25 protein-coding genes are annotated in these 25,372 nt (G+C 73.1%); 19 read left to right on the top strand and 6 right to left on the bottom strand.

The window, feature by feature from the left end; genetic code table 11:
• Window positions 1-314: 314 nt before the first annotated feature.
• The 3 genes from QWJ13_RS23590 to QWJ13_RS23580 all read left to right on the top strand — a co-directional run bounded on the left by QWJ13_RS23590 (window position 315) and on the right by QWJ13_RS23580 (window position 2,255).
• Entirely contained in the window at window positions 315-935 is a 621-nt protein-coding gene (locus QWJ13_RS23590; RefSeq protein ID WP_316526896.1) for an RsiG family protein, read from the top strand.
• A gap of 74 nt (window positions 936-1,009) precedes the next feature.
• Window positions 1,010-1,969, top strand: coding sequence for an asparaginase (locus QWJ13_RS23585; protein ID WP_316526895.1), 960 nt, complete (start codon window positions 1,010-1,012; stop codon window positions 1,967-1,969).
• A 76-nt stretch (window positions 1,970-2,045) separates the two neighbouring features.
• A complete protein-coding gene (locus tag QWJ13_RS23580) occupies window positions 2,046-2,255 on the top strand; it encodes a dodecin (protein ID WP_316526894.1) in 210 nt (69 codons plus the stop codon).
• A 152-nt stretch (window positions 2,256-2,407) separates the two neighbouring features.
• Here the strand turns inward: QWJ13_RS23580 and QWJ13_RS23575 are convergent, their stop codons facing one another.
• Entirely contained in the window at window positions 2,408-2,899 is a 492-nt protein-coding gene (locus tag QWJ13_RS23575) for an inorganic diphosphatase (protein WP_316526893.1), read from the bottom strand.
• A gap of 76 nt (window positions 2,900-2,975) precedes the next feature.
• Between QWJ13_RS23575 and dacB the strand changes: the two genes are divergently transcribed.
• From dacB to folE, 6 genes are all read left to right on the top strand, one after another.
• Window positions 2,976-4,409, top strand: a complete 1,434-nt coding sequence (dacB, locus tag QWJ13_RS23570) for a D-alanyl-D-alanine carboxypeptidase/D-alanyl-D-alanine endopeptidase (RefSeq protein WP_316526892.1) — start codon at window positions 2,976-2,978, stop codon at window positions 4,407-4,409.
• A gap of 106 nt (window positions 4,410-4,515) precedes the next feature.
• A complete protein-coding gene (locus tag QWJ13_RS23565; RefSeq protein ID WP_316526891.1) occupies window positions 4,516-5,685 on the top strand; it encodes a zinc-dependent metalloprotease in 1,170 nt (389 codons plus the stop codon).
• 281 nt (window positions 5,686-5,966) lie between these two features.
• Window positions 5,967-7,094, top strand: a complete 1,128-nt coding sequence (gene tilS, locus QWJ13_RS23560; protein ID WP_316526890.1) for a tRNA lysidine(34) synthetase TilS — start codon at window positions 5,967-5,969, stop codon at window positions 7,092-7,094.
• A 71-nt stretch (window positions 7,095-7,165) separates the two neighbouring features.
• Window positions 7,166-7,720, top strand: a complete 555-nt coding sequence (gene hpt, locus QWJ13_RS23555; protein ID WP_049654051.1) for a hypoxanthine phosphoribosyltransferase — start codon at window positions 7,166-7,168, stop codon at window positions 7,718-7,720.
• A 223-nt stretch (window positions 7,721-7,943) separates the two neighbouring features.
• Window positions 7,944-9,998, top strand: a complete 2,055-nt coding sequence (ftsH, locus tag QWJ13_RS23550; RefSeq protein WP_316526886.1) for an ATP-dependent zinc metalloprotease FtsH — start codon at window positions 7,944-7,946, stop codon at window positions 9,996-9,998.
• 106 nt (window positions 9,999-10,104) lie between these two features.
• Complete coding sequence (gene folE / locus QWJ13_RS23545) at window positions 10,105-10,710, top strand: GTP cyclohydrolase I FolE (protein WP_316526885.1); 606 nt, start codon at window positions 10,105-10,107, stop codon at window positions 10,708-10,710.
• Between the two features lie 8 nt (window positions 10,711-10,718).
• On the opposite strand, the gene QWJ13_RS23540 is transcribed toward folE, so the two are convergent.
• Both QWJ13_RS23540 and QWJ13_RS23535 read right to left on the bottom strand, forming a co-directional pair.
• Window positions 10,719-11,507 (bottom strand): ferritin-like domain-containing protein, encoded by a 789-nt coding sequence (locus QWJ13_RS23540; RefSeq protein ID WP_316526884.1) that lies wholly within the window; start codon window positions 11,505-11,507, stop codon window positions 10,719-10,721.
• 115 nt (window positions 11,508-11,622) lie between these two features.
• Window positions 11,623-12,774, bottom strand: a complete 1,152-nt coding sequence (locus QWJ13_RS23535) for an alpha/beta hydrolase (RefSeq protein ID WP_316526883.1) — start codon at window positions 12,772-12,774, stop codon at window positions 11,623-11,625.
• A gap of 378 nt (window positions 12,775-13,152) precedes the next feature.
• Here QWJ13_RS23535 and QWJ13_RS23530 point away from each other — a divergent pair, with 378 nt between their 5' ends.
• The 7 genes from QWJ13_RS23530 (at window position 13,153) to QWJ13_RS23500 (ending at window position 19,633) form a co-directional block, all read left to right on the top strand.
• A complete protein-coding gene (locus QWJ13_RS23530; protein ID WP_316526882.1) occupies window positions 13,153-14,994 on the top strand; it encodes a phosphatidylglycerol lysyltransferase domain-containing protein in 1,842 nt (613 codons plus the stop codon).
• 62 nt (window positions 14,995-15,056) lie between these two features.
• A complete protein-coding gene (gene folP / locus QWJ13_RS23525; RefSeq protein ID WP_316526881.1) occupies window positions 15,057-15,938 on the top strand; it encodes a dihydropteroate synthase in 882 nt (293 codons plus the stop codon).
• A gap of 10 nt (window positions 15,939-15,948) precedes the next feature.
• Window positions 15,949-16,446, top strand: a complete 498-nt coding sequence (locus tag QWJ13_RS23520) for a nuclear transport factor 2 family protein (RefSeq protein ID WP_316526880.1) — start codon at window positions 15,949-15,951, stop codon at window positions 16,444-16,446.
• 246 nt (window positions 16,447-16,692) lie between these two features.
• Window positions 16,693-17,052, top strand: coding sequence for a dihydroneopterin aldolase (folB, locus tag QWJ13_RS23515; RefSeq protein WP_316527377.1), 360 nt, complete (start codon window positions 16,693-16,695; stop codon window positions 17,050-17,052).
• Window positions 17,053-17,095: 43 nt separating this feature from the next.
• A complete protein-coding gene (gene folK / locus QWJ13_RS23510) occupies window positions 17,096-17,695 on the top strand; it encodes a 2-amino-4-hydroxy-6-hydroxymethyldihydropteridine diphosphokinase (RefSeq protein WP_316526879.1) in 600 nt (199 codons plus the stop codon).
• A 195-nt stretch (window positions 17,696-17,890) separates the two neighbouring features.
• Entirely contained in the window at window positions 17,891-18,379 is a 489-nt protein-coding gene (locus tag QWJ13_RS23505; protein WP_316526878.1) for a DUF3180 domain-containing protein, read from the top strand.
• Window positions 18,380-18,502: 123 nt separating this feature from the next.
• Window positions 18,503-19,633: a hypothetical protein gene (locus tag QWJ13_RS23500; protein WP_316526876.1), complete on the top strand. Its 1,131-nt coding sequence runs from the start codon at window positions 18,503-18,505 to the stop codon at window positions 19,631-19,633.
• Window positions 19,634-19,706: 73 nt separating this feature from the next.
• Here QWJ13_RS23500 and QWJ13_RS23495 read toward each other — a convergent pair whose 3' ends face one another.
• Together QWJ13_RS23495 and QWJ13_RS23490 are read right to left on the bottom strand one after the other, a co-directional pair.
• A complete protein-coding gene (locus QWJ13_RS23495; RefSeq protein ID WP_316526875.1) occupies window positions 19,707-20,282 on the bottom strand; it encodes a TerD family protein in 576 nt (191 codons plus the stop codon).
• Between the two features lie 158 nt (window positions 20,283-20,440).
• Complete coding sequence (locus QWJ13_RS23490; RefSeq protein WP_432277587.1) at window positions 20,441-20,938, bottom strand: hypothetical protein; 498 nt, start codon at window positions 20,936-20,938, stop codon at window positions 20,441-20,443.
• Window positions 20,939-21,037: 99 nt separating this feature from the next.
• On the opposite strand from QWJ13_RS23490, the gene arfB reads away from it, so the two are divergent.
• A complete protein-coding gene (gene arfB, locus QWJ13_RS23485; RefSeq protein WP_316526873.1) occupies window positions 21,038-21,472 on the top strand; it encodes an alternative ribosome rescue aminoacyl-tRNA hydrolase ArfB in 435 nt (144 codons plus the stop codon).
• Window positions 21,473-21,475: 3 nt separating this feature from the next.
• Here the strand turns inward: arfB and QWJ13_RS23480 are convergent, their stop codons facing one another.
• Window positions 21,476-22,003 (bottom strand): flavin reductase family protein, encoded by a 528-nt coding sequence (locus QWJ13_RS23480; RefSeq protein ID WP_316526872.1) that lies wholly within the window; start codon window positions 22,001-22,003, stop codon window positions 21,476-21,478.
• A gap of 371 nt (window positions 22,004-22,374) precedes the next feature.
• Between QWJ13_RS23480 and QWJ13_RS23475 the strand changes: the two genes are divergently transcribed.
• Both QWJ13_RS23475 and QWJ13_RS23470 read left to right on the top strand, forming a co-directional pair.
• Entirely contained in the window at window positions 22,375-24,150 is a 1,776-nt protein-coding gene (locus tag QWJ13_RS23475; RefSeq protein WP_316526871.1) for a GGDEF domain-containing protein, read from the top strand.
• A 178-nt stretch (window positions 24,151-24,328) separates the two neighbouring features.
• A complete protein-coding gene (locus tag QWJ13_RS23470) occupies window positions 24,329-25,354 on the top strand; it encodes a carbohydrate-binding protein (protein ID WP_316526869.1) in 1,026 nt (341 codons plus the stop codon).
• Window positions 25,355-25,372: the final 18 nt, after the last annotated feature.

Raw genomic sequence — 25,372 nt, 5'->3', positions numbered from 1 at the left:
GCACGGAGGTTCTGCACGCCGTGGCGCACGCGCCTGCGCTGAATCGGGCGCCGCTCTTCCTGCGGAAAGGGCCGGTCATATCAGCCACCCCCGTTCGCCAGGGGGCCGTTCGGGTGCACGGGCGGTGCGCGTGCGCCGGGAGGGGTGGCACGCTGGTGGACCGTACGAAGGTCCGGGGCGCCAGGAGGTCCGCCGCGCCGGGCCGGCCGCCCGCCCACCGGTGGACGCGCGGCCCGTCGGGGGACGGGACGGACCGGCGGCAGCGACGGGGTGCCGCGAGCGGGCGGGATCGGACGACGTCAGGTGGTTGGGTGATGGACGCGAGCAGCGCGGCGCGGGACCGGTCCGGTTCGGTGGCGCAGGCCCTCGGGGGCCCGTACGGCCCGGCGGCGGGCGCGGAGGACGAGCCCGACCTGGAGCGGCTGGGCCTGGACCAGCTGCGGGTGCTGCGCCGGGAGACCTTGGAGCTGGAGGCCGACCTGTCCTACCTGCGGCGGCTGCTGCACGGGCGGATGGACATCCTGCGCGCCGAACTCGACCGGCGGCCCGGCGTGGGCCCGGTCCGTACGGTCGGCGCGTCCGGCCTCGGCCCGGACCCCGGGGACCTGCTGGACCGGCTGCCGGCCATCCTGGCCGACGCGCCCTCCAGCGTGCGGCTCTCGGCCCGGCACGTCACCCTCGGCCCGCCGCGCACCCAGGAGTCCCAGCTGGAGGCGGACGCGCTGATGGGCGACGTCCAGCTCGCCGACCTGGCGGCCCACCCGGCCGAGGAGCTGCTGGCCGCCCTGGAGCGGCTGCGGGCGCACGAGCGCGAGGTGTCCGGACGGCGCCAGCGGCTGCTTCGTACGGCCGACGATTGCAGTGCCGAAATCACCCGCAGGTACCGTGATGGGGAAGCGCGGGTCGACGACCTGCTCGCAGGGGGGCCGCTCTGACCGGGTGAGCCACCGCGGGCGGTGGGCCCGGCTTCCTCCCGGCCCCACCCTCGCCCCCGGAAGGCTCATCCGTCATGTCCCAGTCCGTCACCGCGCCCGTTCTCGCCGAGGTCGTGCGCTCCGGTTTCGTCGAGGGCCGCCACCGCGGCTCCCTGGTGCTGCTCGCGGCCGACGGATCGGTCGAGTTCGCGCTCGGCGACCCGGACCTGCCGGTCTTCCCGCGGTCGACCGCCAAGCCGTTCCAGGCGGTGGCCACGCTGCGGGCCGGGCTGGCGATCGAGGGCGAGCTGCTGGCGCTGGCGGCCTCCAGCCACTCCGCAGAATCGTTTCACCTCGGTGGCGTGCGGACCATCCTCGGCTCCGCCGGGCTCGACGAGTCGGCCCTGCGCACGCCGGCCGACCTGCCCCTGGACGAGGCCGAGGCGGAACTGCTGCTCGCCTCCGGCGGCGGCCGCGCGCCGATCCTGATGGACTGCTCCGGCAAGCACGCCGGCTGGCTGGCCGCCTGCGTGGCCAACGGCTGGGACACCGCGAGCTACCTCGACCCGGCCCACCCGATCCAGCGGCTGGCCCGCGAGGCCCTGGAGGAGGGCACCGGCGAGAGCGCCGCCCACGCCGGGGTGGACGGCTGCGGCGCGCCGCTGCTGGCCGTCACGCTGACCGGCCTGGCCCGCGGCTACCGCGCCCTGCTGCTGGCCGCCGAGGGCACCGAGCAGCGCCGGGTGGCCGACGCGATGCGTGCCCACCCCGAGTACGTGGCCGGCACCCGCCGGGCCGACACCTGGCTGATGCGGGCGGTGCCGGGCGCGCTGTCCAAGATGGGCGCCGAGGCCGTCCAGGTGGTGGCGCTGCCGGACGGGCGGGCGCTGGCCTTCAAGATCGAGGACGGCAACGAGCGGGCCCGCGGCCCGGTGCTGGCGGCCGCGCTGCGCCGGCTCGGGGTGACCGGGGCGGACGAGACCGTCGAGCGGATCGGCGCGGCCCCGCTGCACGGCGGCGGCGTGCCGGTCGGCGAGGTGCGGGCGGCGTTCTGACGCTCTCCGGGGTGCGGGCGGCTCCCGGTCGGTGCACGGTGGACCGGGGGCCGTCGCACCGCGGAGGGAGTCCGCCATGACCGACCACGTGTACCGGGTGACCGAGATCGTCGGGTCCTCGACCGAGAGCGTCGACGCCGCGATCCGCTGCGGGGTGGAACGGGCCTCGCGGACGCTGCGCCATCTCGACTGGTTCGAGGTCTCGCAGGTCCGGGGCCACCTGGAGGACGGCCGGATCAAGCACTACCAGGTGTGCCTCAAGGTCGGCTTCCGGCTGGACGACTGACCGGCCCGGAGGACCACCCCTGGACCCGGCCCCGGACTCGCCCCCGGAAACGGGCGAGGCCGGGGCCCGCGGACGAATCCGTGAACCCCGGCCCCAGACTGTCCCGACCTACCTCGAACTGCCCTGGCATCGAACGAGATCGGAACGACGGCTCAGTGGCCGCCCTGCTCCGCCAGACGCTTGATCGAAGCGGTGACCTCGGCCTCGGCCTCGGCGCGGCCGACCCAGTCGGCGCCCTCGACGGACTTGCCCGGCTCCAGGTCCTTGTAGACCTCGAAGAAGTGCTGGATCTCCAGGCGGTCGAACTCCGACACGTGGTGGATGTCGCGCAGGTGCTCCCAGCGCGGGTCCGTCGCCGGGACGCAGAGCAGCTTGTCGTCGCCGCCGGCCTCGTCCGTCATCTTGAACATGCCGATGGCGCGGCACTTGATCAGGCAACCGGGGAAGGTCGGCTCGTCCAGGATGACCAGGGCGTCCAGCGGGTCACCGTCGTCCGCGAGGGTGCCCTCGACGTAGCCGTAGTCGGCCGGGTAGCGGGTCGAGGTGAAGAGCATCCGGTCGAGCCGCAGACGGCCGGTCTCGTGGTCGACCTCGTACTTGTTGCGAGAGCCCTTAGGGATTTCGATAAGGACGTCGAATTCCAACGGTTCCTCCAAGGTAGGGACTGACAGAATCCAAGTGTCTCCTACGGGAGTGAGTGCTTGGGAAAGGGGCCGGTCGGTGGGAGCAGGGGGAGGGGCGGCGCGCCGCCGCGGGGGGACGGCCGCGGGGCTGTTCGGGGCGGGCCTGCTGGTCGCCGGTACGGTCCTGGCCGCGGGCGGTGCGCACGCCCAGCCGTCCGCCGCGCCCACCGCTCCCCCGCCCGCCCCCGTCGGCGTCCTGGCGGCCGTGGACGGCGGCCCGGGCACGGCCGTGCCCACCGCGCAGGGCCTCCAGCAGGCGCTCGCCACCGCCCTCGCCGACAAGAGCCTCGGCGAGGTCACCCTCGCCGTCGCGGACGCCGCCACCGGGCAACTCCTGTACGGCGCGGGGGAGAACACCCCGGCGACCCCCGCCTCCACCACCAAGCTGGCCACCTCGATCGCGGCCCTGTCGCTCATCCCGGGCGACACCCGGCTGACCACCCGGGTGGTCCGGGGCGCCGACCCGGGAACCATCACGCTGGTCGGCGGCGGGGACCCGACGCTCACCGCGCTGCCCGCCGACCAGGTGCGGATCGGCGGGCAGCCGGCCGACGCCGACACCGCCCCCGCCTCCCTGGACGTCCTCGCCCAGCGGACCGCCGCCACCCTCAGGAGCCTCGGCACCACCGAGGTGCGGCTGGACTACGACCTGTCGATGTACGGCGGCAACCCGCAGCACCGGAACCACGACGCGCAGAACATCGCCCTGGTGCAGCCGCTGATGGTGGACGAGGGCAGGGTCGACCCGAAGAGCCGGGACGACGCGCCGGACCGGGTCGCCGACCCGGCGGCGGCCGCCGCCGAGGCCTTCGCCGCGCTGCTCCGGGCGCAGGGCATCACCGTGACGGGCGGCGCCAAGCCCGCCGCCTCGCCCGCCCCCGCGCCGAGCGCCCCCGGCACGGTCGTCCTCGGCGAGGTCGACTCGCCGACCGTCGCCCGGCTGGTCGAACGCCTGCTGACCACCTCCGACAACCAGCTCGCCGAGGCGATCGCCCGTCAGGTCGCCGTCGCCGCCCACCAGCCGGCGAGCTTCGAGGGGGCGGCGGCCGCCGTCAGCCAGGAGCTCACCCGGCTCGGCGTGCCGATGGGCAACGCGGTCCTCAACGACGGCAGCGGCCTGCACCCGGGCAACGCGATACCGCCCGCCGTCCTGGTCCGCCTCCTCGCCCTGGCCGCCTCCGAACAGCAGCCCGCGCTGCGCCCGGTGCTCACCGGCCTCCCGGTCGCCGGTTTCACCGGCACCCTCGACAAGCGCTATGGCTCCGGGTCCGGCTCCGCCGACGCGGCCGGCCTGATCCGCGCCAAGACCGGCACCCTCAGCGGCGTCAACACCCTGGCGGGCACCGCCGTCGACGCCGACGGCCGCCTCCTCGCCTTCGCCGTCATGACCCGCACCACCGCCCCCGCCGACACCGCCCGCGCCGCCATGGACCGCCTCGCCGCCCGCCTGACCACCTGCGGCTGCCGCTGACCCGGGGCGGCTCGCGGTACCGGGGGGAAGAGCGCTTCGCGGCGGTGTGGCGGTCGGCTGCGGCGGGTGGCTGCCGTTGGTGGTGGGGAGCACGTACGGTGAGGGCATGACGAGCGCGAGTGGCGGTGCTGACATGGTCGACTGGAACCTCGCGGTCGCAACCGCGACCAGGTTGGTGCGGCCGGGGCCGGAAGTGAGCCGGGAGGAAGCGGCGGCGGTGGTCGCCGAGCTGCGTCGGCATGCCCTGGCGGCGGAGGAGCACGTGCGGGCGTTCACGGGCATGCGCTCGTCGAGCCTGTCCCAGGCCGCGGCGACGCCGGTGCTGGTGGTGGACCGCCCCGGGTGGGTGCGGGCCAATGTGGCGGGCTTCCGGACGGTCGTCCAGCCGCTGGTGGAGAAGCTCCAGGCGCGGCGGGCGAACAGCGCGGCGGCCGGGGTGTTCGGCGCGGTGGGGGAGAAGGCCACCGGGATCGAGGTCGGGGCGCTGCTGGCGTTCCTGGCCACCAAGGTGCTGGGCCAGTACGAGACCTTCGCGCCGGCCGAACCCCCGCTGGAGGCGCCGGACAGCCCGGCGGCGCTGTTCGACAAGCCCCGGCTGGGGCCGGACGGCCCCGGGCCGGGCCGGCTGCTGCTGGTGGCGCCGAACATCGTGCACGTGGAGCGGGAGCTGGACGTCGATCCGTCGGACTTCCGGCTCTGGGTCTGCCTGCACGAGGAGACGCACCGGACGCAGTTCACCGCGGTGCCGTGGCTGCGCGACCACATCCAGTCCGAGGTGCAGGCCTTCCTCGCCGAGACGGACGTCGACCCGGGCGCCCTGCTGGAGCGGCTGCGGGACGCGGCGGGCGCGTTCGGCGGTCTGCCGGGCGGCGGCCGGGAGAGCGCCTCGTCCGGGAACCTGCTGGAGATCGTCCAGTCGCCCGCGCAGCGCGAGATCCTCGGCCGGCTGACGGCCGTGATGTCGCTGCTGGAGGGCCACGCGGACGTGGTGATGGACGGCGTCGGGCCGGCCGTGGTGCCGACGGTCGCCGAGATCCGGGAGAAGTTCCAGCAGCGCCGGGACCGCGGTGCCAACCGGCTGGACCTGCTGCTGCGCCGGCTGCTCGGCATGGACGCGAAGCTGCGCCAGTACCAGGACGGCGCGGTGTTCGTGCGCGGGGTGGTGGACCGGGTCGGCATGGAGGGGTTCAACCGGGTGTGGACCTCCCCGAACACCCTGCCGACCAAGGAGGAGATCCACGACCCGGCCGCCTGGGTGGCCCGGGTGGCCCACTGACCGCGCGGTGGTGACGGCGCGCCGCGAGCCGTGCGGCAAGCGGCGCGCGCCCGTCCGACCCGCTCGTACGGGTGGCCCAATCAGCCGGACGACGGGTGAAGAAGCGTTTCTTCATTCACCCGAACGTGGGACGGTGGTCGTACCGGGCGCGCGGGGGGCATACCTGGTGGCCACTATCTGCCACCATCTGTGAGCGCCCGGTAACAGGGCGCTACGCGGGTGCGCGGTCCCGCCGCGTCCACCGCACGTCCTGTCCCCCCTCCGCCGAGGAGTCGTCCGCCGTGGGCCCTCACCCCGCCGTCGCCGCGATACGCCTGGCCGTTCGCCGTACCCTCACCGACCTCGCCGCCGAGGCCGGTTCCACCTTCACCGCGCCCGTGCGCCGGCCCCGGGAGCGCCCGGCCGAGGCGCCACTGGTGGGTGCCGCGGTCGGCACCACCCTGATCGGCAACGCCGCGCGCCACCCCTCCGGGCTGCCCCGCACGCCCGCCGCGCCCGGCTCGCCGCTGGTCCTGGTCGCGGTCAGCGGCGGCGCGGACTCGATGGCGCTGGCCATCGCCGCCGCCTTCGAGGCCCCCAAGATCGGCCTGCGGGTCGGCGCCGTCACCGTCGACCACGGCCTCCAGGCCGGCTCCGCCGAGCGCGCCACCCAGGTGGCCGACCGGCTGCGCTCGCTCGGCCTCGACCCGGTGGAGGCGGTCCCGGTGCGGGTCGGCCGCGCCGGAGGCCCGGAGGCCGCCGCCCGGGACGCCCGCTACGCCGCCCTGGACGAGGCCGCCGAGCGCCACGGCGCGGTCGCGGTGCTGCTCGGCCACACCCGGGACGACCAGGCCGAGACGGTGCTGCTGGGCCTGGCCCGCGGCTCCGGCGCCCGCTCGCTGGCCGGGATGCCGGCCCAGAAGGGCCGCTACCGCCGCCCGCTGCTGGAGCTGGACCGGGCGGCCACCCGGCAGGCCTGCACCGCCCAGTCGATCCCGGTCTGGGACGACCCGCACAACTGTGATCCCGCCTACACCCGCTCCCGGGTCCGCCACGAGGTGCTGCCGGTCCTGGAGAAGCACCTGGGCGGCGGGGTGGTCGAAGCGCTGGCCCGTACCGCCCGGCTGTTCCGCGACGACGCCGACGCCCTCGACCAGTGGGCCTCTTTGGCCGAACGCGACCTCCGTACGGGCGACGGCGCCCTGGACGTCGCGAAACTGGCCGAACTGCCGCCCGCCGTGCGCCGTCGGGTGCTTCGCCGGGCCGCGCTGCGGGCCGGGTGTCCGGCCGGGGACCTCTTCGCCCGGCACCTGGAGACGATCGACCTGTTGGTCACCGGATGGCGCGGACAGGGCCCGCTGCACCTACCCGGGGGAGTCGAGGCCACCCGCAGGTGTGGCACGCTGGTCTTTCGGCGGCAGGGTGACTGACGGGCGAGGCATGCCCCGGGGTAGCCGGCCGCCGGCCACACAAACCCCGAACGTTTGAGGACGTATCCCCGGTGGACCAGAACGACATGGGCGCTGACCTCGCGAAGGTGCTCATCAGCAAGGACGAGATCGACGCCAAGCTCCTGGAGCTGGCCGAGCGCATCGACCGGGACTACGCAGGCAAGGACCTGCTGATCGTCGGCGTCCTCAAGGGGGCCGTGATGGTCATGGCCGACCTCGCCCGGACCCTGCACTCGCAGGTCACCATGGACTGGATGGCCGTCTCCTCGTACGGCATGGGCACCAAGTCCTCCGGCGTGGTGCGCATCCTGAAGGACCTGGACACCGACATCGCCGGCCGTGACGTCCTGATCGTCGAGGACATCATCGACTCCGGTCTGACGCTGTCCTGGCTGCTGGGCAACCTGGGCTCGCGCGGCCCGGCCTCCCTGGAGGTCTGCGCCCTGCTCCGCAAGCCGGACGCGGCCAAGGTCGAGATCGACGTGAAGTACGTCGGCTTCGACATCCCCAACGAGTTCGTGGTCGGCTACGGCCTGGACTACGCGGAGAAGCTCCGCAACCTGCCCTTCATCGGCACCCTCGCGCCGCACGTCTACGGCGGCTGAGGCCCGTTCGGGCTACGGGCGGGAACAGTGAGCCGTTCCCGCCCGTTGCTCCGGGGGACAGAGAACCAAACCGTGTCGCCGTGCTCCCGCCATGGGTGGGTCCGACTGCGGTACGGTCCAATAAACCGCTCTTCACATGAGCATCAACCGGATGCGCCGGCGGCCCTGAGCCCCGCGGCGCCGTTGAGTGGCAGGAGGGACGGGGCGGCAACGCCCCGCATGGATGGACGTCAAGCGATACTTCCGTGCGCCGATCATGTGGATCGTGCTGGCCGTCCTCGCCGTCATCGTACTGATGCAGGTCGTTTCGGACTCGAACGGCTACAAGACGGTGGACACCGGCCAGGTGGTCGCGGCGATCGACGCGCACAATGTCAAGTCGGCGGCGATCACCACCGGTGATTCGAACACCATCAAGATCCAGCTGAAGGACGGCGCCACGCTGCCCAGTTCCGGTACGGGCAAGACCCCGTCCGGGACCAAGTTCCAGGCCTCGTACATCGGCGACCAGGGCGTCGCCATCGCCGACAAGCTCCAGGCCCAGGTCAACGACAAGGACCCGAGCACGCTCGCCGAGGGCTACACCGTCAGCCCCGAGAAGCAGAGCACCTTCGTCAGCCTGCTGCTGTCGATGCTCCCGATCGTGATCATCGTTCTGGTCTTCCTGTTCCTGATGAACCAGATGCAGGGCGGCGGTTCCCGGGTCATGCAGTTCGGCAAGTCCAAGGCCAAGCTGCTCACCAAGGACACCCCGAAGACCACCTTCGCCGACGTCGCCGGCGCGGACGAGGCGGTCGAGGAGCTCCACGAGATCAAGGAGTTCCTCCAGGAGCCGGCCAAGTTCCAGGCCGTCGGCGCCAAGATCCCCAAGGGCGTGCTGCTCTACGGCCCGCCCGGTACCGGCAAGACCCTGCTGGCGCGCGCCGTCGCGGGCGAGGCCGGGGTGCCGTTCTACTCCATCTCCGGCTCGGACTTCGTCGAGATGTTCGTCGGTGTCGGCGCCAGCCGCGTCCGCGACCTCTTCGAGCAGGCCAAGGCGAACGCCCCGGCGATCGTCTTCGTCGACGAGATCGACGCCGTCGGCCGGCACCGCGGCGCGGGCCTCGGCGGCGGCCACGACGAGCGCGAGCAGACCCTCAACCAGCTGCTGGTCGAGATGGACGGCTTCGACGTCAAGGGCGGCGTGATCCTGATCGCCGCGACCAACCGCCCCGACATCCTGGACCCGGCGCTGCTGCGCCCGGGCCGCTTCGACCGCCAGATCGCGGTGGAGCGCCCCGACCTCCAGGGCCGACTGGACATCCTCAAGGTGCACCAGAAGGGCAAGCCGATCGCGCCCGACGTCGACCTGTCGGCCGTCGCCAAGCGCACCCCCGGCTTCACCGGTGCGGACCTGTCGAACGTCCTGAACGAGGCGGCGCTGCTGACCGCCCGCTCGGACAAGAAGCTGATCGACAACGGCATCCTGGACGAGGCGATCGACCGCGTCGTGGCGGGTCCGCAGAAGCGCACGCGGATCATGTCCGACAAGGAGAAGAAGATCACCGCGTACCACGAGGGCGGTCACGCCCTGGTCGCGGCGGCCTGCCAGTACAGCGACCCGGTGCACAAGATCACCATCCTGTCCCGCGGTCGGGCCCTCGGCTACACCATGGTGCTGCCGGACGAGGACAAGTACTCCACCACCCGCAACGAGATGCTCGACCAGCTCGCCTACATGATGGGCGGGCGCGCGGCGGAGGAGCTGGTCTTCCACGACCCGACCACCGGCGCCTCGAACGACATCGAGAAGGCCACCGCGACGGCCCGGGCCATGGTCACCCAGTACGGCATGACCGAGCGCCTCGGTGCCATCAAGTTCGGCAGCGACAACTCGGAGCCGTTCCTGGGCCGTGAGATGGGCCACCAGCGCGACTACTCGGAAGAGGTCGCCGGGCTGGTGGACGAAGAGGTCAAGAAGCTCATCGACACCGCGCACAACGAGGCCTGGGAGATCCTGGTCGAGAACCGCGACGTGCTCGACAACCTGGTGCTGGAGCTCCTGGAGAAGGAGACCCTGAACAAGGAGCAGATCGCCGAGATCTTCTCGACGATCGTCAAGCGCCCGACCCGGCCGGCCTGGACGGGCTCCTCCCGTCGTACGCCGTCCACCCGTCCGCCGGTGCAGTCCCCGAAGGAGCTGGCGCTCACCAACGGCGCCGCCTCCGTGGACGGTGCCCCGGTGGACATCGTGAAGCTTCCGCCGCGGCCGGTCATCGAGCCGCCGACCGAGGGCTGATCCCCGCTTCCGTACGGAATGGATGCCGCGTCACCAGGGTTTGTACCCTGGAGGCGCGGCATCCGTGCTGTTCAGCCAGAGTCTTCCCACACTAAGCGAGGCCCGCATGATCGATCCGGTGACGCTCGACGGTCCGCCCGCCGTCGGTACCTTCGACCAGAAGCGGGCCGAGAACGCCATCCGCGAGCTGCTGCTCGCCGTCGGGGAGGACCCGGACCGCGAGGGCCTGCTGGAGACGCCGGCCCGGGTGGCCCGTGCCTACCAGGAGATATTCGCGGGCCTGTGGCAGGAGCCCGAGGACGTCCTCACCACCACCTTCGACCTCGGCCACGACGAGATGGTGCTGGTCAAGGACATCGAGCTGACGTCGGTCTGCGAGCACCACCTGGTGCCGTTCCGCGGCGTCGCGCACGTCGGGTACATCCCGTCCACCGACGGCAAGATCACCGGGCTGTCCAAGCTCGCCCGGCTGGTCGACGTCTACGCCCGCCGGCCGCAGGTGCAGGAGCGGCTGACCAGCCAGGTGGCCGACGCGCTGATGCGGATCCTGGAGCCTCGCGGGGCGATCGTCGTGGTCGAGTGCGAGCACATGTGCATGTCGATGCGCGGCATCCGCAAGCCCGGCGCCAAGACCATCACCTCCTGCGTGCGCGGCCAGCTGCGCGACCCGGCCACCCGGGCCGAGGCGATGAGCCTCATCATCGGTCGCTGAGGACGTCCTCAGAGCACCTCGCGCTCCGCGTGCGGCGGAGCCGGGGTGCCCAGGGCGTTGCGGCGCTCCGGCATCCGCAGGGCGACCATCCGGCGCCAGCCGTAGGCGCGGTCGTACAGGTAGAGCGCGTGGACCCCGAGGGTGACCAGGGCGAGCTGCCAGCGCGGCCAGCGCAGGATCCGGGCCATCCGGGAGGCGACCGCCAGGCCGACGTCCCGGTGGGTGCGGATCTCGCCGCGGGCGCTGGTCTCCAGGGCGTGCCGGATGTACGGGCCGTGCCCGGCGGCGTGCAGCCGCAGCAGCTCCTCGTGGCAGTAGGCGAGGTGGTTGTCCTCGTCGGCGGAGATCATCCGCATCGCCCGGCCCAGCTCGGGGTTGTCCCCGTAGACCCGGACCAGCTGGCGCATCTGCTCGGCGGCGCGCTGCTCGGTGACCCGGCTGTGCGCCAGGTAGGTGATGATCTCGCGGTCGCTCAGCGGGACGTCGCTGTTCAGCCGCTCGTGCGAGAGGCCGACGCCCTGGCGCTCCAGCAGCATGCAGTAGTCGGCCTCGCCCGGCACCGGCAGCTTGGGCAGGCCGCGCTTGTGCAGCAGCTGGGTGAAGATCCGGCCGTGCTTGCGCTCGTCGGCACCGTGCCGGGCGACTTTGGGGGCGAGGACCGGGTCCCGGGTGAGCGTGGTGATCCGCTCGTTCTCCCAGCCGCCCTGGTCCTCGCCGCCGGCCGCGATGCTACAGAACAGCTGGTACGCCTGGTCGTTCCGGTAGATCTCGTTGAAGAGCGAGCGGGTGCTCAGCACGGTGCCTCCTGCACGGATCCGGGGCGGCGCCCGTCGGGGGCCGAGGGGCGGTCGCGATACGTTCCCCCGGGCCGCCGGCCGTCCGGAGCGACCGGCGGGTAATCACCCGCTCTACCTAGCCGAGGTGCGAGCCCAGCCATTCGAGCGAGGCCGGCAGCTCCCTGGTCCAGCTGTCGAAGTTGTGCCCGCCGTCGTCCAGGTAGAGCGAGTCGATCCTGAACTGCGGGTTGGCCGCCGCGACCTGGGTGGCCTGCTCGACGAACTGGACGGTCTGCGGGTAGTCGCTCTCGGTGCGGGTGGAGACCGCCAGCAGGTTGAGCGTCGGGACCGGCAGGTTCTGGAGCCGCCAGCCGAGGTCGTGCTGCTGGGTCAGCGCCTTGTCGCCGTTGAAGAGGTCGCCGCCGGTGTAGTTGTCCTGGCGGACGTTGAAGTCGCCGTGCAGGCTCGCCGCGCTGCCGAAGACGTCCGGGAAGCGCATCGCCAGGCGCAGCGCGCAGCTGCCGCCGGTGGAGTAGCCGATGGTCGCCCAGGAGCCGGCCGTACGGCCGACCCGGTAGCTGCCGCGGATGGCCTCGGGGACGTCCTTGACGAACCAGGTCTCGGTGCGCGGCCCGCCGGGGACGTCCACGCACTCGGTGTCCCGGGACGGCACGACGGCCGGGCGGGCCATCACCACGACGGTCGGCGGCATCTTGCCGGTGCGCTGGAGCTCGATCGCGGTCTGGGCGAGGGGGAGCTCGTGGAGCAGGTTCAGCGTGGTGCCCGGGTAGCCGGCGATGGCCAGCAGGACGGGGAAGCGGACCAGGGCGAGCTTCTGGTCGAAGTACGCGGGCGGCAGGTAGACGAACATCTGGTCGGAGAAGCCCGTCGCCTTGCCGCTGACCCGGACCGACTCGACCTTGCCGACCTCCTCGGGCGTGCCCTTCGGCAGGTTGGTGATGGTCTCCAGGCCGCCCTCGGTGGTGGGCTGGACCAGCGCGTCGCCGACCGGGGCGCCCTTGTGGTTCTCGTTGCTCGTCAGCGCGAGCTTGGCGCCGCCCGGATCGAGCAGGTCGTGCCAGGAGGTGTAGAACCCGAAGGAGTTGTTCACCGACAGCGCGAGCACCGCCAGGACCGAGACTTGAACGGCCGTCAGCAGCCCGATCCGGCCGAGCACCGGCAGCGGGCGCTGCGGTGCCAGCCGGGGCCAGACCCAGAGGGTCGTCAGGAGTGCCGCAGCGCCGAGTGCGAGCAGCGAGACCACCAGCGCTTCGCTGGTCAGTTCCATACCGTGTGCCTTCCGGTGGGACACTGTCGGTGTGAGCTTCATCGTCTGGCGGGCCGTCGGGCCTGGCCACCGCGGCTAGGCTGTCCGGACGCCCGGGTGGGCCGGTAGGGGCGGGGAAATTCGCAGGCAACCGGCGCCCTAGAATGCGGCGTCCACCGTACGTAACGCGTCCCGGAGGGTCCTGCCGCGCCACGCGGCGGCGGACCTCCGGCTCCCACCGCCGGCTCAACCCGCAGCGCCACCACGGCCCCGGTTTACCCACGGTTTCCCGGTCCTTGGTATGCGCATTGCCTGATGAAGGAATAGGCATGAAGGTCCATCACGCGTCCTCCCCCGGAGTGACCGGACACCGCACCGCAGCCCCTACGCTGAGCTTCCATGAGTGTTCCCGTGTCCGTTGAGCCGAGCCCCGAGCAGCCGCCGCGCCGTCGTCGCGGCCTCCAGACGCTGCGCAACCAGGCGGCGGCCGTACCGAGGGCCTGGCTCCCGGGCGCGGTCGGCTACGCCTGTCTGCTGATCGGGCTCGTGGACATCGCCAGCGCGGTGTTCCCCAAGCTCAGGCACACCAAGGTGCACACCGTCGCCGGGCAGCTGCCGGGGGGCACCACGAGCCTGGCGGCGGTCGGCACGCTGATGGTCGGCATCCTGCTGGTGCCGCTGGCGCACGCGCTGCGCCGGCGCAAGCGGCGGGCCTGGCGGGCGGTCTGCGTGCTGCTGCCGGTCAGCATCGCCCTGCACGTGGTGCGCTGGCACCAGATCGGCCCGGCGGTCGTCTCGCTGGTGGTCCTGGTCGTGATGCTGCTCCACCAGCGCGAGTTCTACGCCAAGGCGGACCCGCGCACCCGGTGGCGGGCGGTGGCCAACCTGGTCGTCATGGGCCTGCTCAGCGTGCTGCTCGGCCTGCTGATCGTGAGCACCCGGACCAAGTACGAGATCGGCCACCCGGGCCTGACCGGGCGCCTGGAGCACGTCGCGTACGGGCTGTTCGGCTTCGAGGGTCCGGTCCGGTACGACAACGACCGGGTGTCCGACCTGGTCGCCTACCTGCTCGGCGGGCTCGGCCTGCTGACCGCCTTCACCACCGCCTACCTGGCGCTGCGTCCGGGCAAGCCGAAGCCCGAGCTGACCGCGGAGGACGAGGACAAGGTCCGCGAGCTGCTCAAGCGGCACGGCGAGCGCGACTCGCTCGGCTACTTCGCGCTGCGCCGCGACAAGAGCGTGCTGTTCTCGCCCACCGGCAAGGCCGCGATCTCCTACCGGGTGGTCTCCGGCGTGATGCTGGCCTCCGGCGACCCGGTCGGCGACGTCGAGGCCTGGCCGGGCGCGATCAAGGTGTTCATGGCCGAGGCCCGCGAGCACGCCTGGGTGCCGGCCGTGATGGGGTGCAGCGAGGTCGGCGGCGAGGTCTGGACCCGTGAGGCGGGCCTGGACGCGCTGGAGCTGGGCGACGAGGCGATCGTCGACACCGCGGCCTTCTCGCTCGCCGGCCGGGCCATGCGCAACGTGCGCCAGATGGTCAAGCGGATCGAGCGCAACGGCTACTCCTGCAAGGTGCGCCGGGTCTCCGAGCTCACCGCGGAGGAGAAGTACCGGATCGCCGACGCCGCCGCCCGCTGGCGCGGCACCGACACCGAGCGCGGCTTCTCGATGGCCCTCGGCCGGTTCGGCGACCCGCTGGACGACGAGTGCGTGGTGGTCACCGCCCACAAGGCCCCGGAGGAGGGCGAGGAGGGCGACGACCTGAAGGCCGTGCTGCACTTCGTGCCCTGGGGGCCGGACGGCATCTCGCTGGAGCTGATGCGCCGCGACCGCGCCGCCGACCCGGGCCTGAACGAGCTGCTGATCGTCGCCGCGCTCCAGGCGGTGCCGGCGATGGGCGTGCGCCGGGTGTCGCTCAACTTCGCGATGTTCCGCTCGGCGCTGGCCCGCGGCGAGCGGATCGGCGCCGGCCCGGTGCTGCGCGCCTGGCGCGGGCTGCTGGTGTTCCTGTCGCGCTGGTTCCAGATCGAGTCGCTGTACAAGTTCAACGCCAAGTTCCAGCCCGAGTGGGAGCCGCGCTTCCTGGTCTTCCCGAACACCCGGGACCTGCCGCGGATCGGCTTCGCCGCGATGCAGGCGGAGGCCTTCATCACCCTCGGGATGCCGCGCTTCGGCCGCAAGCGCCAGCGTGAGGGGCTGATGCCCGTCCCCTCGACCCGCGAGGTCACCGAGGCCGCCTGAGGCCCGTCCGCGCAGCCCACGGGGCCCCCGCCGATCTTCTTCGGCGGGGGCCCCGTCCGATAATGGGAGACATGAACGATTCGCCGTCCTTCTCCCTGCCGGCCGGTCTGCCGCGGCTGGGCCGCTGCGCCGTGATGGGCGTGGTCAACGTCACGCCGGACTCCTTCTCGGACGGCGGGATGTGGCACGACCCAGCCAAGGCGATCGCGCACGGTCTCGCGCTGCGCGCCCGCGGCGCGGACCTGGTGGACGTCGGCGGCGAGTCCACCCGGCCGGGCTCCCAGCGGGTGCCCGAGGAGGAGGAGCTGCGCCGGGTGATCCCGGTGGTGCGGGAGCTCGCCGACGCCGGGGTGCTGGTCTCGGTGGACACCATGCGCGCCTCGGTCGCCGAGCGGGCCGTCGAGGCCGGCGCCGCGATCGTCAACGACGTCTCCGGCGGGCTGGCCGACCCGGCGATGGCCCGGGTGGTCGCCGAGACCGGCGCGCCCTTCGTGGTGATGCACTGGCGCGGGCAGTCCGTCGACATGGACCGGATGGCCGTCTACGGCGACGTGGTGCGCGACGTGGTCGCCGAGCTGGCCGAGCGGGTGGACGCGCTGCTGGCGGCCGGGGTGAAGGAGGACCAGCTGATCCTCGACCCGGGGCTCGGCTTCGCCAAGACGGCCGAGCACAACTGGGCGCTGCTCGGCCGGCTGGACGCGCTCATCGCGCTCGGCCGTCCCGTGCTCGTGGCGGCTTCGCGCAAGCGGTTCCTGGGTACGCTGCTCGCCGACCCGGCAACCGGGGAACTGCGCCCGGCCCGGGAGCGCGACGACGCGACGGCCGCGGTGTCGGTGCTGTCGGCCCGGGCCGGGGCCTGGGCGGTGCGGGTGCACGATGTGTCCGGCACGGCGGATGCCGTCCGGGTGGTCGCGGCCTGGCAGCACGCGGCGCGGCTGGGGTGAGGGAGGGTTCGTGACAGGTGACGGCAGGTTGAGCGGCGGTACGGCCGGAAAGGCCCGCGAGGCGGATCTGGAGGCGGTGCTCGCGGCGAACCGGGCGTTCTACGAGGCGCTGGAGCGGGGGGACGTCGAGGCGGTCGAGGAGGCCTGGCTGGGCGCCGAGTACGCCGACGACAAGGGCGGCGTGGTCTGCGTGCACCCGGGCTGGCCGGTGCTGCGCGGCCGGGCCCAGGTGACCCGCTCGTACATGCTGATCATGATGAACACGGAGTACATCCAGTTCTTCCTGACCGATGTCGAGGCCGAGGTGCACGGCGATGTGGCCCTTGTCACGTGTACCGAGAACATCCTGTCCGGCGGCGAGGCGGAGGAGGAGGGAGAACTCGGCCCACTGGTCGGCGGAAAGGTCGTGTCGACGAATCTGTTCCGTCGTACTCCCGCCGGGTGGAAGCTCTGGTCGCATCACGGCTCACCCGTTCTGACCAGCGGGGACGACGACGAGGAGAGCTGATTCCGGCGGTCTCGGAAATTCCGTGACGAGAAGTCATCCGGAATTTCCGAGTGGTCACCGAACGTTCACGTCAATTGCCATTTCGGCGCGCGTGGCGTCGGTTCGTGCCGGGTAGGACGGTCAGGCGTTGTCCGTGCTCGCGGGTAGATTCGAAACGGAGTGGCGGGCGTGCTGCCCGCCTTCGCCCTGCCCGTCCATGCCTTTCTCCGGGTGGGGCCCGTCCGACTGGGAGCAGTGATTCGTTTGCTGGACCGCGTCACCCTGCGGGGTCTGCGAGCCCGGGGCCACCACGGCGTCTTCGAGCGCGAGCGCATCGAGGGGCAGACCTTCGTGGTCGACCTTGTGCTGTTCCTGGACACCCGCCCCGCCGCGGCCGGAGACGATCTCACCCGCACCGCGCACTACGGTCTGGTGGCCGAGGAGGTCACCGCGATCATCGCCGGGGACCCGGTCGACCTGATCGAGACCCTGGCCCAGCGCATTGCCGACCAGTGCCTGAAGCACGAAGCGGTCGAGGAGGTCGAGGTCACCGTGCACAAGCCGGACGCCCCGATCACCGTGCCGTTCGACGACGTGACCGTGACCATCCACCGGGGCCGCGCATGACCGCCACCGCGCGCCCGGCATCCGATGCAGAGGGATTTCTTCGATGAACAGCAGTGACCCGACCGCCACGCCGAACGCGTTCGACCTGGAGAGCCGGGTGGACTCCGCGGACACCACGCTGCACAGCCAGCACCTCGCGGTGATCGCGCTCGGCAGCAACCTGGGCAACCGGCTGGACACCCTCCAGGGTGCCGTCGACGCGCTCGCCGACACGCCCGGGTTGAAGATCAAGGCCGTCTCCGCGGTGTACGAGACCGAGGCCGTCGGCGGCCCCGAGGAGCAGCCGAACTACTACAACGCGGTCGTGCTGCTGCGCACCTCGCTGCCCCCGCGGGACCTGCTGGAGCGCGGCAACGCCATCGAGGACGCCTTCGGGCGGGTGCGCACCGTCCACTGGGGCCCGCGCACCCTGGACGTCGACATCCTGGCCTACGAGGGGGTGCTGAGCGACGACCCGCAGCTGCTGCTGCCGCACCCGCGCTCGCACGAGCGGGCCTTCGTGCTCGCCCCGTGGCTGGACGCCGAGCCGGAGGCCGAGGTGCCCGGACACGGGCGGGTCGACGCGCTGCTGGCCGCGCTGGGCGGCCCGGACGCCCAGGGCGTGAAGCGCCGTGAGGACATCCGGCTGACGCTGCCGGAGTAGCCCTCGCTCCTCGGCCGGGGGCCGTCGGCCGGGGCCGTTGATCAGGGAACTCGGCCGGGGGCCCGGCCGTACGAGTAGGTGCCCGCCGTTCGCGCGGGTGCCCGCCCGGCCGGGCCCGGTACGGTGGCTTGGCGTCGACGTGCCGGGCCGCCGGGCGGCCGGCCGGTTCTGGTACCCGGGAAGGACCTCCTCCGAGTGAAGCTGCTTCGCCTGCGCCTGCTGATCGGCATCACCGCCGCCACGACGGCGCTGTCCTGGGCCGGCTCCAAGCTGTGGGCCTCGGTGGACACGCTGCCGGCGGTGCCGGCCGCGGCGCCGGTGGTGCTGGCGGCGGTGGCGGTGATCCTGCTGGCGACCGCGCTGTCGCTGCGGGCCCGGCTGAAGGCGGTGCGCGAGCGCCAGCCGGGCGCGAAGGGGGTCGACCCGCTGCTGGCGGCCCGGGCGGTGGTGCTGGGGCAGGCCAGCGCGCTGGTCTCCTCGGTGGTCACCGGCATCTACGCGGGGGCCGGGATCCACCTGCTGGGCGAGCTGGACGTGTCGGCCCGCAAGGACCAGGCCGTGACGGCCGGGCTCTCGGTGCTGGCGGGGGCCGCGGTGATCGCGGCGGCGCTCTGGATCCAGCACGTGTGCAAGTTGCCGGAGAACCACGACGATCCGGGCGGTCCGGCGGCGTCACACCGCTGAACTGGGCTTTTCCGGTGATCTTGGGTGAGATTCCGGGCACGGGCGGTAAAGCCGGCGCGCTGTCAAGGGCTGAAGGGGACCCTGGGCTGACACGCCCCCAATTCGCACGCTAGTTTCTTGGGCATGTCTCGCGGACGCCACCGTCATTCCTCCGTCCTCGGCCGGGCTTTTCCCCCCACCGCCGCCGGCGTGCTGCTGGTCGCCGCACTGGCCGCTCTGCTTTTCAGTCAGGACACCGTCCTGGTGCGCTCGGTGGGCGTCGCGGCGGTGATCGCGGTGCTCGGCACCGCGCTGCTGCTGCGCCAGCGGGACAAGGCGGCCAGGGCGGCCGCCGAGACGTCCGCGGCCCAGCGGCTGCGCGCCGAGGAGCGGTTCGAGGAGCAGCTGGCCGAGGCCGAGTACGCGGCGGAGGTCGCCGAGGAGCGGGCCACCCGGTTCGGGCGGCGGCTGACGGCGGAGAAGTCCCGGCTGGCGAAGGCCGAGACCGAGATCGCCCGGCTGCTGCGCGAGCGGGCCGTCGCGGTGGCCGAGCAGGCGCTCAAGGAGGCCGAGGCGACCCAGCGGGCCCTCGCCGCGAGCCGTCCGAAGTACCCGGCCAGCCCGGCCGCGTTCGTGCGGGCGGCGTCCGTGCTGCGGATGCTGGAGCGCCGCGCGGCGGAGCAGGAGGAGCGGCGGGCGCGTACGGCGGGCGCGGAGGTCGCGCTGCGGGCGCCCGCGAGGGAGCCGCAGGCGGCCCCGGCGGCCCCGGTGGCTCCGGCGCCCGTGCCGGTGGCCGTACCGGCTCCGGTGGCGCCTTCGGTGCCCACCCCGGGGCAGGCTCCGGCGGGTCAGGCTCCGGCGCGGTCCGAGGCGGCGCGTCCGGCGCTGACGGCGACGGTCGGTCAGCTGGGCGGGGCGCCGGCCGCTTCGGCCGCCGCCGGCGCGGCGCCCGCGCCGGTGGAGCGGCAGCGGCCGCGGCTGGCCCAGTCCGGGCAGGCGCGCGGGCAGGGCTTCAGCTTCTTCGGTCGCGGCACGGCCGCCGCGGTGCGCCCGGCGGCCCCGGCGGCGGCCGTGGGCAGCGTCGCCGAGCTGGGCGAGCGCGCCGACCTGGCCGACGTGGTGGGTGACGAGGCGGTGGCCGCGAAGGCCGAGGCCGAGGCCCGGGCGGCGGAGCCGGCCGAGCGGGCGGAGCAGGGCGAGCCGACCGTGGTGGACCTGACGCCGGAGGACGAGACCGAGCTGATCCAGCTGCCGGAGCTGCGCGCCTCGCGCTGAGGCCCGGGAGACGTGTGAAACGCCGCGGCGCGGGAAGTCGGTCCGACTTCCCGCGCCGTTCTTCGGCGCCGCGTCAGAGCTGGACGCCGAAGTCCTGGGCGATGCCGGCCAGGCCGGAGGCGTAGCCCTGGCCGACGGCGCGGAACTTCCACTCGCCGTTGCTGCGGTAGAGCTCGCCGAAGATCATCGCCGTCTCGGTGGCGGCGTCCTCGGAGAGGTCGTAGCGGGCGATCTCGGCGCCGCCGGCGGCGTTCACCACGCGGATGTAGGCGTTGCGGACCTGGCCGAAGTTCTGGCCGCGGGCGAGGCCGTCGTAGATGGTGACCGGGAAGGCGATCTTGGCGGCCTCGGCCGGCAGGCCGGCCAGGTTGACGTTGATCGACTCGTCGTCTCCCGCGCCCTCGCCGGTGCGGTTGTCGCCGGTGTGCACGACGGTGTTGTCCGGCGTGCTGGTGTTGTTGAAGAAGATGAAGTGCGCGTTCGACAGAACCTTGCCGCCCGCGTCCAGGACGAGCGCGCTGGCGTCGAGGTCGAATTCGGCACCGGTCGTGGTGCGGACGTCCCAGCCCAGGCCGACGGTGACCGCGGACAGGCCCGGGGCCTCCTTGGTCAGCGAGACGTTGCCACCCTTGGAGAGGCTCACTGGCATGGCGATTGCTGTCCCTTCGTTCGCTTCGTTCGCTTTTCCCCGGGACAACGCGGTTCTCCGGCGGCTTGGTTCCGCGCCGGCCGGTGAATTCTTCGCGGACGCGGTTCGGGCGTCGGCCGCGGCGTCAATGGGAGGGCAAAGCGCGGGCAAAGCCGGGGTCAGATCCTCCGGAACCGGCCCTGGAGCGACCAGATGGTCGGATTGTCGGCCAGGTCGGGGTGCATGTCGAAGAGATCGGCCAGGGTGTCCTGGAGGAAGTCCCGGGCCTCGCGCCGCAGGTCGCTGTGCCGGACCACCACCGGCGGCTCGTCCGGCAGCCAGGTCGCGGTGACCTCCACCCAGTTGAAGCGTCGGGCGAAGCGCAGCAGCTCGGTGTTCTGGGTGAAGTCGAGGTCGGCGGTCTGCACCCGGGCGGCGCGGCTGCCGTCCGGGTCGCGGTCCAGCTGCTCGGCGATGTCGCACAGCGCCCAGGCGAAGTCGAGCACCGGCACCCAGCCCCAGGCGGTGGACACCCCCGCGTCGTCGCCGTCCAGGTAGACGTCGCCGCAGAACAGGTCGTACCGCAGGGTCTTCACCGACGCGGTGCGGTAGTCCGTCTGCGGGGGGTCGGGGAAGCGGTTGGAGAGGGAGTAGCCGAGCTCGATCACGTAGGCCATTGTCGGGGCTCGCGGCGCGCCGGACGAACCGGGGCCGGGGAGCGGGCGGGCCGCCGATAAACGGGTGACCGCGAGGGGGCGGCGCGCGATGATGGGGGCATGTCCGAGCCCATCCGCGTACGGGGGTCGGTGGTCGTCCCCGACGCCGAGCTCGTCTGGCGCTTCTCGCGTTCCTCCGGTCCCGGCGGCCAGCACGTCAACACCTCCGACTCCAAGGCCGAGCTGCGCTTCGACCTGGCCGCGACCAGGGCGCTGCCCGAGGTGTGGCGCGAGCGCGCGCTGGAGCGGCTGGCCGGGCGGCTGGTGGACGGCCGGGTGCTGGTGGTCCACGCCTCGGAGTTCCGCTCGCAGTGGCGCAACCGGGAGGCGGCCGCGGCCCGGCTGTCGGCGATGCTCACGGAGGCGTGCGCGCCGCCGCCGAAGGCCCGGCGGGCGACCAGGCCGAGCCGGGGGATGGTCCAGCGGCGGCTGGACAACAAGCGGCGCCGCTCCGAGCTGAAGCAGGGCCGCCGGTCGCCGCGCGGTGGCGAGTAGGGCTCAGCCCAGGGCGCGGTAGCCGCCGCGGAAGTAGAGCAGCGGGCGGCCGCCGGGGTCGGGCACCACGGCCTCCAGGACGCGGCCGAGCAGCAGGGTGTGGTCGCCCGCGGGTATCCGCTGCTCGGTGCGGCACTCGACGGTGGCCAGCGCGCCGTCGATCAGCGGGGCGCCGGTGTGCGCGCCGCGGCGGTGCGCGGTGTCCGCGAACAGCAGTCGGTCGCTGAGCCGGCCCTTCATGGCGAACCGGGAGCCGATCGTCTTCTGGCCCTCGGCCAGCACCGAGACCGCCCAGGTGTCCGCCCGGCCGAGCACCTCGTCCATCCGGGAGTCCTCGCGGACCGAGATCAGCACCAGCGGCGGATCCAGCGACACGGACAGGAAGGACGTGGCGGTCATGCCGATGTCCTCCCCGTCGTCCGGGTCGTGGACGGTCACCAGGCTCACGCCGGCGGCGAGCTGGGAGAGAGCTGCCCGGAACTCGTCGGGCGTGGCGTGGGGGGCAGCTTCGGGCTGCGGGGACGGGTACACGTACCGCACGGTAGTCGGCGTACCGGAGAAACGGCATCGGGCCTTGGTCGTAGGACCGGGGGACCGGCCGAAGGGTTGCGCCCGGTGGCCGAACTCACTCTCAGGAGTGAAGCGGCCGGATCGGCGGGTGCAGTCGGCTTCAGCCTGGGGTCAATGCGGTCGACCACGAGAAATGTTCCGATGGGACCTTATGTCCCGCTATGGGACGGATGAACTGATTAAGGGCGCATTAGTGTTGTGTGATTTAAGTCACAAGTGACGGCCTATTGCTGACCGAGCGTGCCGAGCGCTGTGCTCCCTGTGATTCAGTTCTTCTGGCAATCGGACGATAACCAATCAAGAACTATCCGAAGAAGCCGGGGAGCCCCCGCATGGAAGCCGAGTCGGAGCCGTACGTCCGTCTCGCGACCCTCCGCACCTTGCACCGGGTCGTGGCGGACCTCAACGCTGCCCGCAGCCTCGCTGGCACCCTCCAGGCCGTCGTCGAGGGCGCGGTGCACGGGCTCGGCTTCGACGCCGCCGCGGTCAGCCTGGTCCGGCCGGACGGCGACCTGGTGGTGGCGGCCGTCTGGGAGCTGGAGGAGAGCCCGATGGGCGGCCCCTCCGTGCTGCTCGGCCAGGTCGGCTCCCGGGAGTCCTGGGAACGGCTGCTCGGCGTCAGCGACCACTGGGGCACCCTGCGCTTCCTGCCGTACGACCGCGGCTGGGCCGTCGCCAGCGACATCCCGCGCTGGATCGGGGACGGCCCGCTGCCGGTGTACGCCAACGACTGGCACCCCGCCGACGGGCTGCTCGCCCCGATGTACAGCGCCGGCGGCGACCTGCTCGGCGTCCTCTCGGTGGACCGCCCGCGCAGCGGCAAGCGGCCCGGCGCGTGGACCCGCGAGGCGCTGGAGATGTTCTCGCTGCAAGCCTCGATCGCGATCGGCAACGCCCGGCTGCGGGCCGAGATGCAGCGCGCGCTGGCCCGGCTGGAGAAGGAGCAGCAGGCGCTGAGAGCCAGCGAGGAGAGCTTCCGTCAGGCCTTCGAGTACGCGCCCAGCGGGATGGCGATCACCGAGCTGCACGGCGCCGGGCGCGGCCAGCTGACCAGGGTCAACGACGCGCTGTGCCGGCTGCTCGGCCGGCCCCGGGCGGTGCTGCGCCAGCAGAGCTTCGCCGATCTGGTGCACCCCGAGGATCGGGCGCTGCTGGAGCGCACCAGCGCCGAGAGCGGCCGCGCCGAGCTGCGGCTGTCCCGGCGGGACGGCGGCTACCAGTGGGTCTGCCTGCGCAACTCGATCGTCGCGGACGCGGCCGAGGGCCCGAGCTTCCTGCTCACCCACGTCGAGGACATCGAGGAGCGCAAGCGGCACGAGTTCCAGCTCGCCCACCGGGCCAGCCACGACGCGCTGACCGGGCTGCCGAACGGCGCCGAGCTCAAGGCCCGGCTGGCCCGCCGGCTCTGCCCCCAGCCGCAGCTGGTCGGCGCCGCCGGGCAGGTGGAGGCGGCCTGTCCGCAGCAGCCGTACGGCTACCCGGCCGACGCCCACGGCGCGCACCGGGCGTACGACGGGCCGGCCGGCACGGACCCGTACGCCGGGCCGGTGCACGGTTACGGGCTGTCGGAGGCGATCGGACCGGGCTACGGGGAGCATGTGCACGCGGTGGTCCCGGCCGAGTACGGGCCGGGCGGCGAGGCCTGGTCGGTGCCGTTCCGCTCCGGCGGCGGGGCGGCGGTGGAGAAGGGGCTCGCGGTGCTCTTCTGCGACCTGGACGGCTTCAAGTCGATCAACGACCGGTTCGGCCACAACGCTGGTGACGCGGTGCTGGTCGAGGTCGCCCGTCGGCTGAGCCAGGCCGTGCGGGACGGCGACACGGTGGCCCGGCTGGGCGGCGACGAGTTCGTGGTGCTGGCCGACGGGATCGGCCGCGAGGAGGCCAAGGACCTGGCCCACCGGCTGCGCGGCGCGATCATCCCGCCGATGCGGATCGACGGACGGGCGATGCGGGTGGGGGTGAGCCTCGGGGTCGGCTGGGCCGGCTGCGGGATGAGCATCGAGGAGGTGCTGCACACCGCGGACGAGCGGATGTACGACGAGAAGCGCGCCCGGGGTGGTGCGGTGCGCGGGGCGCGCGGGGACCGGTCGCACCGGCGCGCGGGTTAGTCACCCGCTGGTGAGTCCCCCGAGCGCCGGGTTCGCGCTGGTCGGGCCGGGTTACCCGTGAGTTGTCAAGGGTTCTTTTCCCGCTGTCACGTACGGCAGGTAGGGTTCCCGGTACGACAGCGTCCATGATCTGCGCCGCCCGCAGCCGGCGGCGCACCGGATGGGGGAGCAGACCACCGTGACGACCGCCGGCAGCAACGGAGTGCCCGAGGGCCAGGGGGGCGGTGCCCCGCAGGACGACGACCCGTTCGGCTACCTCTACCGCCCGGCCGACGGTTCCACCGGGCAGCCGGCCGAGCCGCAGCAGGGGGTCCCGCGCACGTCGTACAACCGCCCGATGGAGGTCGGGCGCGCCCAGTACGGCTACGGCTACCCGCCGCGGGCGCCGCAGCAGCAACAGCAGCCGCCGCAGCAGCCGTACGGCCAGCAGGGCATGCCGCCGCAGGGGTACCCGGGCGGCCAGCCGCAGGCCCCGTACGGCGGTCCGCCCGGCGCGCCGCAGCAGCAGCCCGAGTACGGTGGCGCGCCCGCCCAGCAGAACCGCTACGCCGAGCACTCCCGCCCGCAGCCGGGCGAGGAGCCGCGCAGCAGCGGCCGGAGCAAGGGCGCGGTGATCGGCGCGGTCGCCGTGATCGCGGCGATAGCGATCGGCGCCGGGATAGCGCTCTCCACCGGGGACAGCGACGGCGACAAGGACGCCAAGGGCGGCACCGCCAGCAGCGCCCCGCCGGCCCCCAGCACCGCGGCGCCGTCGACCACCGCGCCCAGTGCCTCGCCGACGGCGACCGGGGCCCCCGTATCCGGCCCGACGACCGTGGACGTGAGCCAGCTCCAGGGGCAGAACGCGCCGTCCGCCAACGCCGTGAAGGGCGCCAAGTCGACTGACGGCAGCTACCTCACCCTCCAGCCGGGCGGCACGGTGACCTGGTCCGGCGATGTCGCCACGGCCGGGACGTACAAGCTGACGGTGCACTACAACTACACGGGCAGCGGCGAGTTCAAGGGCGGCGCCACGGTGAACGGCAAGGACTGGCCGAGCGGGGTGACCTACAGGTCGTACGGTGCCCCCAAGGACCCGGCGTCCTCCTGGTTCACCACCTGGATACTGCCGCAGTTCCAGGCCGGGCCGAACTCGGTGTCCTTCACGGTGCCCGCCGGGACGTCGATCCTGGTCGACCAGATCGTCATCGAGCCGGGCGGCTGAGGCCCCCCCGGACACGAC

This window comes from Kitasatospora brasiliensis, assembly GCF_032654805.1.
Lineage (GTDB): Bacteria > Actinomycetota > Actinomycetes > Streptomycetales > Streptomycetaceae > Kitasatospora > Kitasatospora brasiliensis.
Note: the sequence above shows the minus strand (reverse complement) of the source record. Positions and strands in the feature narration are given on the sequence as shown.

Coding starts and splice junctions, on each gene's coding strand:
- QWJ13_RS23500 (WP_316526876.1), top strand. CDS start 18,503: ATGTCTCGCGGACGCCACCGTCATTCCTCCGTCCTCGGCCGGGCTTTT.
- arfB (WP_316526873.1), top strand. CDS start 21,038: ATGTCCGAGCCCATCCGCGTACGGGGGTCGGTGGTCGTCCCCGACGCC.
- QWJ13_RS23475 (WP_316526871.1), top strand. CDS start 22,375: ATGGAAGCCGAGTCGGAGCCGTACGTCCGTCTCGCGACCCTCCGCACC.
- folE (WP_316526885.1), top strand. CDS start 10,105: ATGATCGATCCGGTGACGCTCGACGGTCCGCCCGCCGTCGGTACCTTC.
- folP (WP_316526881.1), top strand. CDS start 15,057: ATGGGAGACATGAACGATTCGCCGTCCTTCTCCCTGCCGGCCGGTCTG.
- folK (WP_316526879.1), top strand. CDS start 17,096: ATGAACAGCAGTGACCCGACCGCCACGCCGAACGCGTTCGACCTGGAG.
- QWJ13_RS23490 (WP_432277587.1), bottom strand. CDS start 20,938: ATGGCCTACGTGATCGAGCTCGGCTACTCCCTCTCCAACCGCTTCCCC.
- QWJ13_RS23535 (WP_316526883.1), bottom strand. CDS start 12,774: ATGGAACTGACCAGCGAAGCGCTGGTGGTCTCGCTGCTCGCACTCGGC.
- QWJ13_RS23530 (WP_316526882.1), top strand. CDS start 13,153: ATGAGTGTTCCCGTGTCCGTTGAGCCGAGCCCCGAGCAGCCGCCGCGC.
- QWJ13_RS23590 (WP_316526896.1), top strand. CDS start 315: ATGGACGCGAGCAGCGCGGCGCGGGACCGGTCCGGTTCGGTGGCGCAG.
- QWJ13_RS23585 (WP_316526895.1), top strand. CDS start 1,010: ATGTCCCAGTCCGTCACCGCGCCCGTTCTCGCCGAGGTCGTGCGCTCC.
- QWJ13_RS23565 (WP_316526891.1), top strand. CDS start 4,516: ATGACGAGCGCGAGTGGCGGTGCTGACATGGTCGACTGGAACCTCGCG.
- ftsH (WP_316526886.1), top strand. CDS start 7,944: ATGGACGTCAAGCGATACTTCCGTGCGCCGATCATGTGGATCGTGCTG.
- QWJ13_RS23580 (WP_316526894.1), top strand. CDS start 2,046: ATGACCGACCACGTGTACCGGGTGACCGAGATCGTCGGGTCCTCGACC.
- QWJ13_RS23495 (WP_316526875.1), bottom strand. CDS start 20,282: ATGCCAGTGAGCCTCTCCAAGGGTGGCAACGTCTCGCTGACCAAGGAG.